The sequence below is a fragment of the Arthrobacter sp. 01L42 genome (genome assembly GCF_056400005.1).
Window position 1 is genome coordinate 161985 of the sequence record NZ_JBFTSL010000017.1, and the last position, 14534, is coordinate 176518.

Annotated in this window: 15 protein-coding genes and 1 pseudogene; 10 read left to right on the forward strand and 6 right to left on the reverse strand. The window is 65.0% G+C overall.

Going from position 1 to position 14534, the window contains the following annotated elements; translation table 11 throughout:
- Positions 1 to 300: 300 nt before the first annotated feature.
- Together AC1DN2_RS15970 and AC1DN2_RS15975 are read right to left on the reverse strand one after the other, a co-directional pair.
- Positions 301 to 1320 carry an SDR family oxidoreductase gene (locus AC1DN2_RS15970; RefSeq protein WP_476851092.1) on the reverse strand — a complete coding sequence of 340 codons (1020 nt, stop codon included), beginning with the start codon at positions 1318 to 1320 and terminating at the stop codon, positions 301 to 303.
- Between the two features lie 370 nt (positions 1321 to 1690).
- A pseudogene (locus AC1DN2_RS15975) lies at positions 1691 to 1836 on the reverse strand (IS110 family transposase); the annotation flags it as partial.
- A gap of 623 nt (positions 1837 to 2459) precedes the next feature.
- Between AC1DN2_RS15975 and AC1DN2_RS15980 the strand changes: the two are divergent.
- The 4 genes from AC1DN2_RS15980 (at position 2460) to AC1DN2_RS15995 (ending at position 4904) form a co-directional block, all read left to right on the forward strand.
- On the forward strand, positions 2460 to 3074 hold the full coding sequence (locus AC1DN2_RS15980) for a hypothetical protein (protein WP_476851093.1): 615 nt from the start codon (positions 2460 to 2462) through the stop codon (positions 3072 to 3074).
- Positions 3075 to 3468: 394 nt separating this feature from the next.
- Positions 3469 to 3861, forward strand: coding sequence for a GntR family transcriptional regulator (locus AC1DN2_RS15985; RefSeq protein WP_476851094.1), 393 nt, complete (start codon positions 3469 to 3471; stop codon positions 3859 to 3861).
- A complete protein-coding gene (locus AC1DN2_RS15990; protein WP_476851095.1) occupies positions 3858 to 4016 on the forward strand; it encodes a hypothetical protein in 159 nt (52 codons plus the stop codon). Before AC1DN2_RS15985 ends, AC1DN2_RS15990 begins: the two co-directional genes overlap by 4 nt.
- Before the next feature lie 60 nt (positions 4017 to 4076).
- Entirely contained in the window at positions 4077 to 4904 is an 828-nt protein-coding gene (locus AC1DN2_RS15995; RefSeq protein WP_476851096.1) for a DUF1648 domain-containing protein, read from the forward strand.
- A gap of 346 nt (positions 4905 to 5250) precedes the next feature.
- Here the strand turns inward: AC1DN2_RS15995 and AC1DN2_RS16000 are convergent, their stop codons facing one another.
- Complete coding sequence (locus AC1DN2_RS16000; protein ID WP_476851097.1) at positions 5251 to 5655, reverse strand: VOC family protein; 405 nt, start codon at positions 5653 to 5655, stop codon at positions 5251 to 5253.
- A gap of 98 nt (positions 5656 to 5753) precedes the next feature.
- Here AC1DN2_RS16000 and AC1DN2_RS16005 point away from each other — a divergent pair, with 98 nt between their 5' ends.
- Both AC1DN2_RS16005 and AC1DN2_RS16010 read left to right on the forward strand, forming a co-directional pair.
- Positions 5754 to 6941 carry an FAD-dependent monooxygenase gene (locus AC1DN2_RS16005; protein ID WP_476851098.1) on the forward strand — a complete coding sequence of 396 codons (1188 nt, stop codon included), beginning with the start codon at positions 5754 to 5756 and terminating at the stop codon, positions 6939 to 6941.
- Positions 6942 to 7027: 86 nt separating this feature from the next.
- Positions 7028 to 7258, forward strand: a complete 231-nt coding sequence (locus AC1DN2_RS16010; RefSeq protein WP_476851099.1) for an SRPBCC domain-containing protein — start codon at positions 7028 to 7030, stop codon at positions 7256 to 7258.
- A 108-nt stretch (positions 7259 to 7366) separates the two neighbouring features.
- Here the strand turns inward: AC1DN2_RS16010 and AC1DN2_RS16015 are convergent, their stop codons facing one another.
- Complete coding sequence (locus tag AC1DN2_RS16015) at positions 7367 to 8344, reverse strand: MIP/aquaporin family protein (protein WP_476851100.1); 978 nt, start codon at positions 8342 to 8344, stop codon at positions 7367 to 7369.
- Positions 8345 to 8597: 253 nt separating this feature from the next.
- On the opposite strand from AC1DN2_RS16015, the gene AC1DN2_RS16020 reads away from it, so the two are divergent.
- Positions 8598 to 9026 carry a hypothetical protein gene (locus tag AC1DN2_RS16020; protein WP_441410660.1) on the forward strand — a complete coding sequence of 143 codons (429 nt, stop codon included), beginning with the start codon at positions 8598 to 8600 and terminating at the stop codon, positions 9024 to 9026.
- A 969-nt stretch (positions 9027 to 9995) separates the two neighbouring features.
- Here the strand turns inward: AC1DN2_RS16020 and AC1DN2_RS16025 are convergent.
- Complete coding sequence (locus AC1DN2_RS16025; RefSeq protein ID WP_476851101.1) at positions 9996 to 10883, reverse strand: response regulator; 888 nt, start codon at positions 10881 to 10883, stop codon at positions 9996 to 9998.
- A 25-nt stretch (positions 10884 to 10908) separates the two neighbouring features.
- Positions 10909 to 11337: a hypothetical protein gene (locus AC1DN2_RS16030; protein WP_476851102.1), complete on the reverse strand. Its 429-nt coding sequence runs from the start codon at positions 11335 to 11337 to the stop codon at positions 10909 to 10911.
- Between the two features lie 486 nt (positions 11338 to 11823).
- Between AC1DN2_RS16030 and AC1DN2_RS16035 the strand changes: the two genes are divergently transcribed.
- The 3 genes from AC1DN2_RS16035 (at position 11824) to AC1DN2_RS16045 (ending at position 12823) form a co-directional block, all read left to right on the forward strand.
- The gene (locus AC1DN2_RS16035) at positions 11824 to 12198 is read left to right on the forward strand and encodes a hypothetical protein (protein ID WP_476851103.1); all 375 of its coding nucleotides are present in this window, start codon (positions 11824 to 11826) and stop codon (positions 12196 to 12198) included.
- A 100-nt stretch (positions 12199 to 12298) separates the two neighbouring features.
- Positions 12299 to 12496 carry a hypothetical protein gene (locus AC1DN2_RS16040; RefSeq protein WP_476851104.1) on the forward strand — a complete coding sequence of 66 codons (198 nt, stop codon included), beginning with the start codon at positions 12299 to 12301 and terminating at the stop codon, positions 12494 to 12496.
- Between the two features lie 180 nt (positions 12497 to 12676).
- A complete protein-coding gene (locus AC1DN2_RS16045) occupies positions 12677 to 12823 on the forward strand; it encodes a lmo0937 family membrane protein (RefSeq protein ID WP_441410653.1) in 147 nt (48 codons plus the stop codon).
- The last annotated feature ends 1711 nt before the right edge of the window (positions 12824 to 14534 follow it).

Consider the following 14534-nt stretch of genomic DNA (forward strand, 5'->3'; position numbering starts at 1 on the left):
CCGCCGCGAAAACCAACGCAAGCGCCGCGCTGACTCCCGCAGACCTCCGATGACGGCTATCCAACACGGCGACCCCGGCCATACTCGCGGCGTGGACCACATCCACACTGCCTCCGACAAGGTGGGCAGAGCGCCCGCCGCGGACAGTCAGCACCGCCTGAACCAGGTGCCGTGCGCCCAGAATCCGGATCACCACGCGGGTCCTGCCATCCGGCATCTCACCCAGTAGCAGGCCGGAAACATAATCCGGTGCCAACAGCTCGCACATCCCGTACGCCGCCCGGACCAATTCCAGCGGCTTCACCGGTTCGCCGACCGCAAAAGCGCGCGGCCCGCGACGGCCACGGAGGCGAGGAGCCCGGCTGCGGCCGCGCCCACCGCTGCATAGTGCTGGGAGGCCCACAGCTGCGCGCTGCGGTTGGAGGCCCTGGAATCAAAAATACCGCGCGTCCCGAAATCCTTCCGTTTGTCGGCAGGTTCCCAGAGATTCTTGGGCTGGTCGGGATGGCGGGGTTCCGCGGTCTGCTGGGCGTTGAAGCCTGTCTTGGCCAGGTAGCGGTCGAGCAGGCCTGGGGCGACGGCGTTCGCGATGAGTGTCCCCGCAGTGCTGCCGCCGACCCAGTACTCCCGACGCTGTGGATGCTCCGCCGCGTACACGACCGCCCGGGCGGCCAGCTCCGGCTGGTAAATCGGCGGCACGGGCTGCGCCTGTCGCGGAAGGCGGGACAGGACCCAGGAAAACTGGGGCGTGTTGACCGCCGGCATTTGCACCATCGTGGTGTGGATCCCGCTCGACTCATGCAGCAGTTCACACCGCAGCGATTCATTGAAACCCTGGATAGCATGTTTCGCGCCGCAGTAGGCGGTTTGCAACGGGATGCCCCGGTAGGCCAGGGCCGAGCCGACCTGCACTATGACGCCGCGGTTTCGCGGCCGCATGCGCTTCAAGGCCGACATGGTTCCGTAGACGTAACCGAGGTAGCTGACCTCGGTCACGCGTGCGAACTCAGCTGCGGAAATTTCCGAAAAGGGGGAGAAAACCGAAGTGAAGGCAACGTTGACCCAGACGTCGATGGGCCCCAACTCGCGCTCAATTCGCTCGGCGGCAGCATCCACAGCATCGGCGTCGGCGACATCGACGCTCAAAGTCCACGCGCGGCCGCCGGCGGCCTCCACCTCCTGCGCGGCCCCGGCCAGACCTGCCTCGCCACGGGCAAGCAAGGCAACGGTGGCGCCTTGACGGCCAAAGGCAACCGCCGATGCGCGCCCGATTCCGCCACTGGATCCGGTAATAGCGACGATACGCCGGGCCTTGTCCATGAGGGTGACTCCTTAGAGTGTCAGCAATCGCGTCAGCTTCCCGCCCTTCCTGCACGGGCGCCGAGCCGGGTCCCCCACTAAGTCTTCAATCTAACGGGAATCATTGCGTAACCGCAACAGTATGCAGGCTTATGGATCTCAGGAAAATACCTGACTGTGGCGGCCCTTGGGTCGTTCTGGTCGACATGGCCCTTCCGCATGCTGGCGACTCTGCACTATTGCAAAGCATGCGTCACGACCAGGAACCCCGGATCAACCGTTATCCAGATACTCCTGGAGAGGGTTCCGTGGACGACCGATTCGGCACGAGTGGAGCTCCGCAGGCCCGTGTCGTCAGGTGGCCATAGAGCCCGCCTGCGGGAACTCGGATGTAGGTGGTGCCGTCGCGGAGCACGGCCCAGAGAAGGTTGAGGCGGCGCCGGGCCAGGGAGAGCATGGTCTGGGTGTGGGTCTTGCCTTCGGCGCGCTTTCGGTCGTAGTAGGTCCGGGAGGCGGGCTGCTCTTCAGGGCCGAGAGATCCGACCTGTAGAAAACCCGCAGGAGCTGCCGGTCGTAGCCGCGGGGCGGTGGAGGTTGCCGGGGCTCCTGCCGGAGTCCCGCGGGGGTCCGGTGTTTGGTCCGGATCACGGCCGGTGTGAAGCGGGGCGGCCGGGCTCCAACGCCCCACCCGGTCGAACCACAAATCGGGAATTTCCTGTCTCCGGAGCAACGACCGTGGCCTGCACTCCGGCTCCCAAGCTCGGAGATCGCCGCGGCAACGGCTTCCGCCAAGGCAAAAAGACCCCGGCCCCTCGCGGACCCTTCGGACGACGGTCAACGCGAGAGAGTCTTGAGCGGTTCGTAACTTGCGGCGGTGATGGCGTGGAAGTGGTTATGGCATGAGTGTCAACGCCGACGACAAACCGACGGAATTGCGCCACGATAGACACACCTGCCCCTTGTCTCGTCCCCGTTTCGCGGATAACCAGGCCGCGTTCGGTCGGACCCAGTCCGGTAGAGGTGACTCGGAACAGCACCGTCCCAACCCCGCCGCACGGGCTTCCGGGTCAAGTTACCGGGCGGCGAGCAAGTACCGTCGATGCCCGCGGACGGGCAAATTCGAAGGGCAGTTGGACCCAACATGACAGAAAGGAACCCCCATGAGCCCCGACTCGCGCAACGCGGGCACACCCAAGACCGGGCCACTTAACACCGACCCCGTTGAACAGGCTCCGAGCGCCAAAGATCCGGCGGCGGATGAGAAGGTGCAGCTCCAGCTGGCCATTTTCGAAGTCACGCAGGTCGCCCGGGGCAAGAGCCTGGGTGAGATCCAGCAGATGCTCTTGGCTGCGTTCTCGCGCCGCGGGGTGGAACCCCCGCCCGGCATCTGGCTGGACTCGGTGGCTTCGGCGGCCTATTACGGTGAGCCCTACATCGTTGACCTCCCCGCCGCGGTGGCAGCGGACGGCGTAATGCCCGCTCCGAATGAGAAAGTGCGGCGCAGGCTTGCCTCACGTCGGCGTCTCCGACAGCAGAGGCTTCCGGCCGGTATCTTCCCCTCCTCTGCCGAATGGGAGGTGACGGACAACGAGGTCACAGGTGGCAGCACCGGCCAGCCCGCACACGGGTTTCCCCGTGCCGTCACCGGGCGGCTGGGTGGACCGGGCACGGCCTTGGCCGCGGCCGTGCTGATCGTGGCCGCCGTAGTTGCCGTGCGCGCCGTGAGCGCGGTTCGCCAGGAGCGTGCAGGCAGTCGGTCGGGCCGCCCCGGGTAACCGAGGGGCAACGACGCGGTCCTGACGAGAGCACCGAACAAGAAGAACGAACAAGCTTTTCAAGGATCTGCGGGGTGACAAAATAGCGCTGCGAAAAGACCGCCATTTATCGCTGCGAGTCACAAGCCAGCACCTGCACGGAACGTAGCGGCGCGTTCCTGGGCACGGTGATCGACCGGCATACGGACAGCTGGTTCAGGGAAAATGAAGGGGTTTATCCTCAGTCGATGGAGCGATTTGAGAAACGGTTGATAACAGTTCGCCAGGGGAATGTCCGCCCGACCGGCTCGTGGCTTTATGTGTGGGTTGATACTGCTGATGGCGCGATGGCGTACGTCGGCGCCACCGGCTTTGACCCTGAGCTGCGATAGAACAACCGTGGGAGGTGGGAAGGATGATCCTCAACGTCGACCTGGCCAGAGAGATACCGATCTATCAGCAGCTCCGGGACCAGATCGTGGAGGCGATCGCCGAAGGCGCGCTGACCGAGGGCAGCACCTTGCCGGCCACCAGGACGGTCGCGGCCGACTTCGGCATCAACTTCCACACCGTGAACAAGGCCTACGACCTCCTGCGCCAGGAAGGCCTGATCCGGCTCAACCGCAAGACCGGTGCGGTGGTGACCCCGACGGTCGCGGATCCGCCGTTCCCCGCAGAGTGGACCGCGAGGGCTCGGACCCTGCTTGCCGAGGCCTTGGCCAGAGGCCTGCCGGCCGACGAGGTTCTCGCGACCTGCCGGGCGATAGTCGAGTCATTTGATGCCAAGAAGCCAGAGGACACGCCATGACCGTTGCCATCATCCTGAGCTCCGCGGTGCTGGCACTCGCGCTCGTAATCGCCCTGGCGCTGCCCTCGATCACCAGCCCCGCCGTGCCCTTCGGGGTCCGGGTACCGCCCCAGCATGCCGGGGACCCGACGGTGGTCCGGCAGACCAGCATCTAACGCTGGCGGGTACTCCTCGGTGGAATCGCCACCGCCGCGGCCGGCGTGCTCATCTTCGCCGTGACCGGCGCAACGTTGGTGTTGCCGCTGTCGGTGCTGGTGCTCGAGGGCGTCTGGTACGGCTGCTTCTTCCTGGCCAACCACGAGATCCGGGCCGCCAAGGCCGCCGGGGGCTGGTACCGGGGCCTGCACCAGGGCATCGCGGTGGACACCGAACTGCGGACCAATCCACCGCGGTTTCCCTGGCTCTGGCTGGCCCCGGCACTGATCATCACGGCCGCCACGGTAGTGATCGGCGTGATCAGCTACCCATCGATGCCCGAAGTTCTCGCGGTCCACTACGACGCGAACGGGGTGCCCAACCGCGTGGTCGCCAAGTCGGTCGGCGCCGCCTTCTCACTGGTGTTCGTGCAGATCGGCATGACCGCGCTGCTCGCCGGTATAGCAGCGGCCATCGTCCGCAGCCGGCCCGATCTCAACCCGGCACACCCCGTTACCTCAGCGCGCTGGTACCGCCATTACATGTCACTGGGTGCCGAGGCCCTGCTCGGGCTGACCGCGATGATCGACCTGGGAATGCTGGGATCATCGCTGCTGATGTGGACCGGGACGGTCACACCGTGGGCGCCGCTGGTAATCGTCCTCCCGATCCTGACCGCCGCCGTGGTGGCCGTCGTCATCCTGGCCAGGAACAGCCGGGAGCGGAACGACGCCGAGGAAGACACCGGCCTGATCCACCGGGACGATGACAAGCACTGGCGCGGTGGCCTGTTCTACATCAACCGCGAAGACCATGCGCTGGTCGTTCCGCGCCGGTTCGGTCTGGGATGGACGCTAACTTCGGCAATCCCAGGGCAGCGATGCTTCTGGCCGGTGCGGCCGCGCTGATCGGCCTGGCGGTCAGCCTCCGTTTTGGCGGCTGACCCAGACCATAGCGTCGCGAGTGGACTTGCGTCCCTCCCCAATGTCTATCGGTAACGGCGAAAGCCCCTGCCTCGAGAGGCTTTCCCATGTGCCGGGTGTGCGGGCGGGGCGGCGTTCACAGGCCGCCTGACCAGGGTCCCGGCGCGCCCCCGGCGACCCTCATGGAGCCAACTGCCGTCTGCTCGCAGCAACGGTGGCGGACGTTCGGGACCCGTGTCCTGCATGCCCGGCGTACGCCTAAAGACTTGATGCCTCATTCCCTCCGGACGAAGGGCACGACTGTGACTGTGTGGGCCCACCGCCATTGGGATCAGGATGTCGCGAGCCGAGCCTCGGGAATCGTCGGTTCGAATAGTTCGATCGGATTGCCCGAGGGGTCTTCGATCAGTACCTGATTTCCGCCCATGCCCGTCACGATGTCATTGCGGAACTGCACGCCTGCGTCGCGGAGGGTCCGCACGGTTGCCGCGAGGTCAGACACCTCCAGCGCGAATCGATTCCACCCGCCCGGCGCGGGCCTGGTGCCGTCGGGCATGCTCTGCCCTCCTCCGCCCTGGCCGCTCGGAGCGCTGAGCAGCAGCCGCAAATCACCGCGCTCGAGCATGGCAAAAGGCGGGGCCGGATGCATGACGAGCGTGAATGCCAAATGTTCGCGGTAAAAATTGATGGATGTATCGACATCATCGACGATGTAGCGCACGCTTACGGTGGCCATAAGGAGACCTCCTTGCTCTGCACTCAGGAATACGCGCCACCTCGCGGCCTGTCAACGCGCCGAATATCAGACACGCCTACGATCGTTCGGGGCAGGACATGAAGGCAGTGGTTGTCGGGGCGGGCATAGCGGGCCTCGTCGCGGCCCGCCAGCTCGGCTTGGCCGGCTGGGACGTCGAGCTTCTCGAGAAATCGGCCGCTCCGCGTCCCGATGGCTACATGATGGACTTCTTCGGTCCGGGAGTCGAGGCTGCGGAAAGAATCGGCCTCTACCCGCGGCTCGCAGAGGTGGCCTACCATGTCGAGGCAGCCGAGTATGTGGACGCAGAAGGCCGCCCGACGTCCAGCCTCGACTACGACCAGTTCGCCCGGCTTGCCGGCGGGAAGGTCCTGAGCCTGCTGCGCCCCGACATGGAGTGCGCAGCCCTCGCCGCGCTCGACGACGTGGCCCCGGGCCGGGTGCAGGTCCGCTACGGGATGCCCGTTTCCCTGGTGTGGAATGATGAGGACGGCGTGCGGGTCGCCGTCGATGACTCGCCGGACGTGACGATCTCCGCGGACGTCCTCGTGGGCGCTGACGGCATCCATTCCGGAGTGCGCGCCCGGGTCTTCGGGCCCGAAGAGGAGTACTTGCGCCCCTTGGGCATGCGTGCTGCCGCATTCATCGTGACCGAACCGATCCTGAATGCAAGCTTCCGGAACAGGTTCGTCCTCAGCGACAGCATCGACCGGATGGTCGGGCTCTACAGCCTCCGCTCGGACGAGGTGGCGGCATTCATGGTCTACCGGGACGCCACAGGCGCACCACGGCACCTGCGGCCCGGGAGCCCGCGGGAGCGGCTGCGCCGCGAGTTCGCCGGACTCGGCCACGCGGTCGACCGGCTGCTGGACTTGTGCCCCGAGCATCCCTACGACGATGTCGTCGCACAGATCGCCATGCCGGGCTGGCAGAGGGAGCGGACCGTTCTCGTGGGGGACGCCTGCGGGGCCGTATCGCTCCTCGCGGGCCAGGGCGGCTCGCTCGCCATCGCCGGTGCCGCGCTACTGGGGGACATCCTTGGACCCGTGGCCTCACCCGAGGGGATCAGTTCGGCCCTCACCGAGTTCGAGCGACGCTGGCGACCCGTGGTCGAGGAGGCTCAAGCCGCCGGGAGACGCACCGCGTCATCGTTCCTCCCCGCGAACCGGACCCAGCGCCTCCTGCGCCGGTGGACCATACGGGCAACCCATCTGCCAGGAATCGACCGACTGGTGGCCCGCCAGATCGTGGGCAGAATTGCAAAATAAGCCCGACCCACGCCATCCCCAGTGACCATTAGTGGAAGCCGCATGAAAGACCCGCACAACACCCTGGGAATCCGAAGGACACCCTGATGTCAGCAGGCAACGACCTGAACAGCGCGGTGACGTGGTCTCTGATTCTCGAAGGCGGCGGCACGCGGCTGATCCTCATTCACGAAGGGTTCGACCCGCAGGCGCATAGTCACGTGAGAGCTCACCGCCTCATGGCCGGCGGCTGGCGCGGACAGATACTCAAGAAGCTGACGGAAACGCTGCGCAGACCGAGGAGTGGGTATCCGCCAGTCCGGGGTAGTCGAACCTGACGACATGGCCTGCCATTGTGGTTATACGCCCGCCCGGGCCGAGCCGGCGCCTTTGAACCGGAGGAGCAAATCTCCCTGCGACGCCCATCTCTCAGAATCCTTAATCGCCTATGTTTCGGCCGTCCTTTTCGTTTCGGTCGCCGGAGGTGTCTCTCCGCCTGCCCGGCCCGGAGGCGTGGATTCCTGCAGCCTGATGCGCGCATGGAGGACGTCGCCGATGAACCAGTCGTAGAGCAGCACGCCGATCACTGCGCCGATGAAAGGCCCGACGATCGGCACCCAGAAATACCAGCTGAAGGCCCCGTCCACGGTGCCCGGCAGCGCCGTCTGCCCCCATCCGGCCAGCCAGGCAAACAGCCGTGGCCCGAAGTCACGGGCCGGGTTGATGGCATAGCCGGCGTTCGCGCCGATCGACATGCCGATGGCTGCAACGGCCAGCCCGATCATGAACGGACCCAGGTTCGCCTGGACCGCGGTATTGCGCATGTCGATGATGGCCACCACGAACATGAGGAGGAAGGCCGTGCCGACAATCTGGTCGACCAGCGGCCCCACGGGGCTGCCGTTGAAGTAGGGTGCGGGGAAGGTGGCGAAAATGGAGTAGCTGGCAAGCCCCTTCGGATCTGCACGCCCGGTCCCGACGGCCTGGTTATAGGCATCGATGGCGTCGTGATACAGCAGGTACACCATCGCGGCGCCGACGAAGGCGCCCAGAACCTGGGCGACGATATACGGACCCACTTTGCCCCAGGGAAATTTACGCCGGACTGCGAACGCCAGGGTCACTGCCGGATTGATGTGTGCGCCGCTGACGCCACCGGCAACGTAGATGGCCATCGTCACCGCCAGTGCCCATCCCCAGGTGATCAACAGCCAGTCCCCGGCGGCCAGGAAGATCGTCGTCGATGTAGCGGCCCGGCCGGATCCCGGCAAAGCGGCGACTGCCATGGCCACAACGCCGTCGCCGAAAGAGATCAGCACAAAAGTGCCGAGAAACTCTGCAAGAAGTTCACCCCAAGTGCCGCCCAACTGCTTAAGGCCGCTGCCATGACGGACTGCATTTCTGAGTGGACTGATATCGCTCATCGCGAGTGCCTCCTCGAGTCATCTGATCTACCTACCGAAATTGACAACCCCAGTAGATTTATGCTACGCCGATAGTGTCCGTAGGCAACGGTCTAAGATCTATCCGCCGTGGGCAGCACCTCGGGCCCGCCCCTCCCGTCCCGTCCCGGCAAGCCCCAGCAGGCCCGGAGGCGGATTCTGTCGGGGAGCGCGGCCCACGGTGGGCTTGGATTGCGCCGCAAAGACGCGGATTTCGTTTGGGAAAGGCACCACCATGTCCGACGACAGCAGCATTGAAGACACCCCCGATGAGGCAGGCCCGGAGAAGAAGCCGGAAGAACCAGACCTGCGCGGCCGGTACGTCGAAGGCAACTACGGCAAGGCCGGAGCGCAAAGCGGCCGCCATGCGGACGACGAGGAAGGCCAATACATCGAAGGGGACTACGGGGCGGCCGGCAGCGAAGGCGGACTGCCCGAACCCCTCGGAGACAAGGCAAAGGAATCGGGACGCTACGTGAAAGCCAACTTCGGCGACGCCGGGTCGACACCGGGCCGCACCGCTGAATCTGAAATCGGTCAGTATCCAGAGGGCAACTACGGAGCAAGCGGTTCCGTGGATCCCGTCCGCAAACCGCGCACCAAGACCGACACCGATACGGACACCGGCACCGGCACCGGCACCGGGACAGATAAACAGGAATAGTCCGGCACCTGCACCCCGCAGAACAGGCCGGGAGCGCCGTCGACCACCAGTAGTGAAACCCCCAGGCTGACGCAATATTCGGTGCCGCTGTAAACGGCACTGCTGGTCACTGACTACCCGGTCAGCAGCCCGGGTGAGAAGCCGGCCGACCGCTCACCCGAGGCGCGGCGCATTCTTTGCCTAGCCGATTCCAGAGGGAGGGCGTGGCCGGCAGCAACGCGTGACCCGCCGGTGCTTGAGTCAGCCACGAATTGAGGCACGCCTGCTCTTCCGGGGAGCGCGGGAGCTGACCTTTACCGTCCCTCACGGGCAGAATGAACGACATCGTTAATCCCGGCACGATAACGCAGAACCCTGCCCTCGAACGTGCCAGGGCGACACAGAACCGTGCAAACGACAGCTGACGCGCGCCTCCTAAACAACGCAGCCGGCGCCGCCCCAAACAAGGAACGAGCACACGGCGGGCAAGCCTCCCCCACACCCGTAGCTCCGTTGGCAGAGCAGTGAACTCTTAATCCTCGGGACGAGGGTTCAAAGCCCACAGGCGCACCCCAGGACCCCCACCGCATCACGCGCCCCCGGCGCGGAGGCAGCCCGGGCGAGTTCCAACGGCACCCGGGCCAACCATCACCGCACCCGCCTATCGGAGGGAACCCGCTGCGGCATATCAATACCTATGGCCGGGCAAGAGTAACGGTAAGAGTCCTATGGCCCTGAAACTACAAATGCCTGGCCAGCTTTCGGTCGGCCGCCCATGCCTTACCGGACCTTGGCATGCCTTCAGTCGCTTCGTTCATGTTCGCCACGGATAGCGGCCAGGCGGTGGTGACGGCCTTATCCGTCCATGTCCCCGTGCGCCCCTTCAGCGAGCCGCCGTTAAGCCTCGAACTTGGCGGCCGTCCCGGACACCACTGAGGCTCTCCGGGTCCATCAGGTTTGGAGAGCCCGCGGAATCTCCGCTCCGGACTCTTAAGTGCTGCTCTGTTGAGGACGCCTGACTCTCAGCCCGGTCCGGGCCGCAGTAAGGGCGGCGGCAAGCCGGGCGGCGTCCGTTGCCCGCTTCTGGTCCGTAGGTGGCACGGTGCCGGCCTCGCCGGTGCAATTCAACAGTGCTGCAGTGACTTCGGGGATCAGGTCCGGGAATTGGCTGGACCGGTAGCCTCCGTAGGAGGGGTTTTCGGAGTGGTCGAGGGTTGCGGTGACAAGCAGGGCGGCCTGCGTCCTGGTCGCGGTGCCGAGTTTCGTCAGGATGGTCGAGACCATGTTCTTCACGGTTTTTTCTGCCAGAAACATCTCCTTGCTGATTTGGCGGTTGCTCAGTCCTTTCCCCAGGCCGATCGCGGCAGTCATTTCCTGTTTCGTGAGGGTCAGGAGATTCTCATCCGGGCGCTGTGGCTGGAGCAGGAAGAACGGGGCCACGATCGCCGGATAAAAGCGGCCGCTGTACGCGGTGTGCCCGGCCAGGGCCCGTCGGATGAGCCTGAGCTGTTCGCTGCCCTCATCGTCTTTGGACAGGCATCCCCACGCGCCGGCCAGAATGGCGTCGATCAGCACGGTCTCGCCGCCCTCCTCGGTCATCAGCACACACCGGATCCGCGGGTCCGCCACGGCAACGGCACGGCACACCTCGGCACCGGAACCGTCCGGAAGGTCATCATCAATAATGACCAGCTCCGGGCGAAGGGCAGGAATCCGCCGGACCGCTTCGCGCGCGGATCCGGATTCCCCGGCGATGCCGAGACCATCGAACTCCAGCAGCTGGCGCAACCCCCGCCTCACGACCTCGTGATCGTCCAGCAGGTATACGCCCCGACCGACAAAAGCGGTGCACGGACGGCGTTCCGGGTCAGCCATCATTGCTCCGTTCCCTAGCCCCAGGGTGTCAGTCGGGTATCTCCATTTGGAACCCGCAGCTGCAGCGCAGCACCCTGGTGCGCAGGTACACCTCCAGGGGGCCTTCACCGGTCAGTTCCGTTGAGAGCGTGGCATGGATGCTGCGCTGCTGGGATCCGGCCATTGTCATCGGTTCCCCGCAATGGAGGTAGTTGCCGCCGAACTGCAGCACCCCGGATCGTTGGCCCGGCCGGTTCAGGACCACAGCAACATCCCCCACCGAGGCGGTGTGGGCGTAAAAGAAGTCACATTCAACGCAGGTGTACGCGACGTCGACCAGCCCCATGCGCGGTGGCCGGAGGGTGTCGATGGATTCGATGATCAGGTACTCATCCGTCTGGCATTGAGCGCACCAGAGCCGCTGCCCCTGGGACCAGCTGGACGGCCCCGGTTTGCTCGGATGGGAAACGGTAGACATGACAGACTCCTTTGTCCGGGAAAGCTGGCCCACATCCAGCGGCCCCGCTTCACTCGTCGTGCCCCCGTGAATCAGGCTAACTCCCGGTCCTGACACTGACAAGGAACCGGCCAGCCGAGGGGGCCATCCCTGCACCGCCGCCCGCTGGGTCAGCCCACCCGTCCGGAACCGCGGGACGAGCCAGGCTCCGGGGCCCACTTGGAACCGTTGACCGATGCAAACCATTGCCCCCTGTAAATTCACCCACCGGACCAGGCCTTTGTCATTGCTTGCTGCCAGGTTCCAGGGACAAGGGAACGCCCTCAAGGCCCCTGCAGACACTCACGTCCGCTCCATGATGCGCCTCGAAGTCAAGGCGTATGCTCCGGTTGACAGTCGCAGCCCGGCATCTTAAATTTTCTATGTACCCGAAGCCGGGACGGTTTTGCTTCACCCCTTGATAGCTGTGCCAGTTGAGCGGCTACGCCGCGGACGCAGGAGGCCAAGATGTTGAAGTCACCGCTACACGAATTCGTCAATGACTGCATCGCCCGGAACCAGGACGCTGACGGACTCACCCAGGAAGAGCTGTACGGTCTATACCTCAGCTGGTGCTCCCTCCGGAGAACCACACCCGCTCCAGCCAGAAGTTTCAGAGCCGGGCTGCGCGCAGCGAACATCCAGCCCGACCACCCGGGCGGCCTGTGCACCGGGCTGGCGATGATTGGCCCCGCGGCCTGCGATTACATCGTCCACCGGGAACTTCCCCTCGCACCGCTCCCCCAGGGATTCCAAACCAAGGGTGCCGACGCCGACCGGACCACCCCGATCGGCCGGGGACCGGCGAAAGAAAACGGCCCGGCATCGGCTCCGGCTGCCTAGACCCCGGTCCGGTTCCTCGATCCGTGGGGGAACGCTTGCGCTCCCAGGCGTTGCAAAATTGTGCCTTTTGCCCAGAAAGATCGTGTGCGACGATGCGGTCATGAACGAACACACCGAACCCGGGCCGGCACAACGTGCCGCCGCGTGGACGCGCCGCGAGGACCTGACCACACACCAGATGCGCACCATCGGGCAACGGCGCGCTGCCGCTGAGGAAAAGCTCGCACGCCATCTCAAGGAAGCACACCACCTGGCCGGAGAACACCCTCCGGCCACGGAAAAATCTCCTGACGTATAACCGGCCACATCAGCTCCGCCCTACGCCGTGCTGGACCGGTCAGGCGCCGGGTGCGGGCGGCACGGGGACCCGAACCGAACCTGCCCGATCCCTTTAAGGGAACGCCTCGTGCCAAAATACGCAGACCAGCCAGGGCGCAGAATCAGCATTTCCATCCGCAGACAAACAAGGGAGACTCTCATGTTGCTTTGGATAGCCATCATTATCGCTGTTCTCTGGCTTCTCGGCCTGCTCGGAGGCATCGGCGGTGGGCTCATTCACCTGCTTCTGGTAATTGCCGTGGTCGTCCTGATCTTCCACTTCCTCCGCGGCAGGTCCCGCGTGTAGTCCCGCGTGTGAATAGGAACTATGTTCCCGCCGCCGCCGAGTTGTCGGACAGACCACAGGTGCCGGAAGAGCGTCCAGCGTCAACAACGGTCGTTTGACTAGTCGCCTTGAAGTGGCTTCCAAGGGCCTCTGACCGCCGAGGGAGTAAGCATGAGAACTCGGGTATCCGATCACAGCCGGCAACTCTCCCGTATTCTCTCAATCCCGAACAATTCGCTGTTGTGAGACCGCCTTTTGTTGGACGGCATTTCGAGACAGCGGCGGCCCTTGTGGTGCCGGGAACTCCTGAGGCCCTCTGCGAGCCGCCGCGTGTCTCATCAATCGATCCTATTTGAGATGCCAGATGGGTGCTCGATGCCACGTCCAACAGGCCACCTGTGGGCACCGCGACCGCAAGGGCGAACCGCTCTACGCCGCGCGGCGCACCCTCCATACTGGATGCGTCAGAGACGGCGACACGCGCAGGTTCCACACGACCCGACGCTTGTGTTACGGGAGTGACTGGCATTCCAGACAGCGAGGCGACCACAATGTGGTTATGGACCCGATCGATCCAGATCTGGCGCTAGCCTTTACCAGCGCCGCGGCCGTCGGTTCGTCGATGATCCGGGCCTTCCGCATCGACGACGCGAAAGCCTGCACGCGGCTTTGCCGCAGAATCCTTCTCTTCGCAGCCGCTCCCCCGCCCTCAGACCTGGCCGGGATGGTCCGCGCCCTTTCCGGCCTGGACAACATCTTTGCCGCCTTGGGTCTCCTGACCCGCCGCCTGGCCCCGCTCGGGACCGCCGACGCCATACACCTGCGCAACGCCGATGCCGCCCTCACGTCGCTCCGCGATGTTCTGGGCTCCGGCTCGGCTGCCGGCCTTCACCCCGCCTGCACTCCGGCGGGCTCCCGTCGACAGCTCACGGGAACCCGCCCATCAGCTGCACCGGCACGGCTGGGCGCCCTGGCACCGGCAGAACTGCCCGGCCATCGTGAACGCGGGCCGCACATAGCAGGACGCAAAATGCCCCGTACCGGTTGGGGGATCGGTACGGGGGCATTCACTGCTGGCCACGCCGCCACTTGGGGGAGGTGTGGCGGGGACTCATTAACCATAAATCCGGAGAAGTGCAAGTCAAAAACGTCGCCGGGTATTACGAAGGACGGACGGCACATCGGCGGGAGCGCGGCCCGAGGCAGTGATTCCGGCGCGGTACACGGCGTTCGCCCCGGGACCGCAACAATCGCTAGGTGCTGCCTGCGTGCTCCCCCGCAGCGAGTGTCAGGATTACCCCTTAGACCTTGCCGGCAGAGTGTCAGGCAATGTCGCGGCAGACTCCAGCCTGACGCAAATGCCCTAAGCGGACGGTATTGGAGTCGGCCATCGAACATCCGTCATTCAGAGGTCCTGCTGGGAACCGCAGCCCACCCTGGACCCTGACACTCCGGACCCCGGAAGTCACGAACTCCGGGAGTCTGTCTGTACGTGAGTCACAGAGTCGGTGATTACCCCCTTCAGGCGCCGACCATGCAGTCCCGGCGAGCTACTTCCGAACCGCGTAAGTCTGTCACTCTGGATATCCGTACTCACGGAACTGCCGGGCTCTGTACAAACCGCGCCGGCCAACCCTGAACCGCCAAACGCCAGGGACGCCCGCCCGGCAACACAGTGAGTCTGTGAGTCCGTGAGTCTGTAGGCCCGTCCAATTCAGAGGTCCTGCTGGGA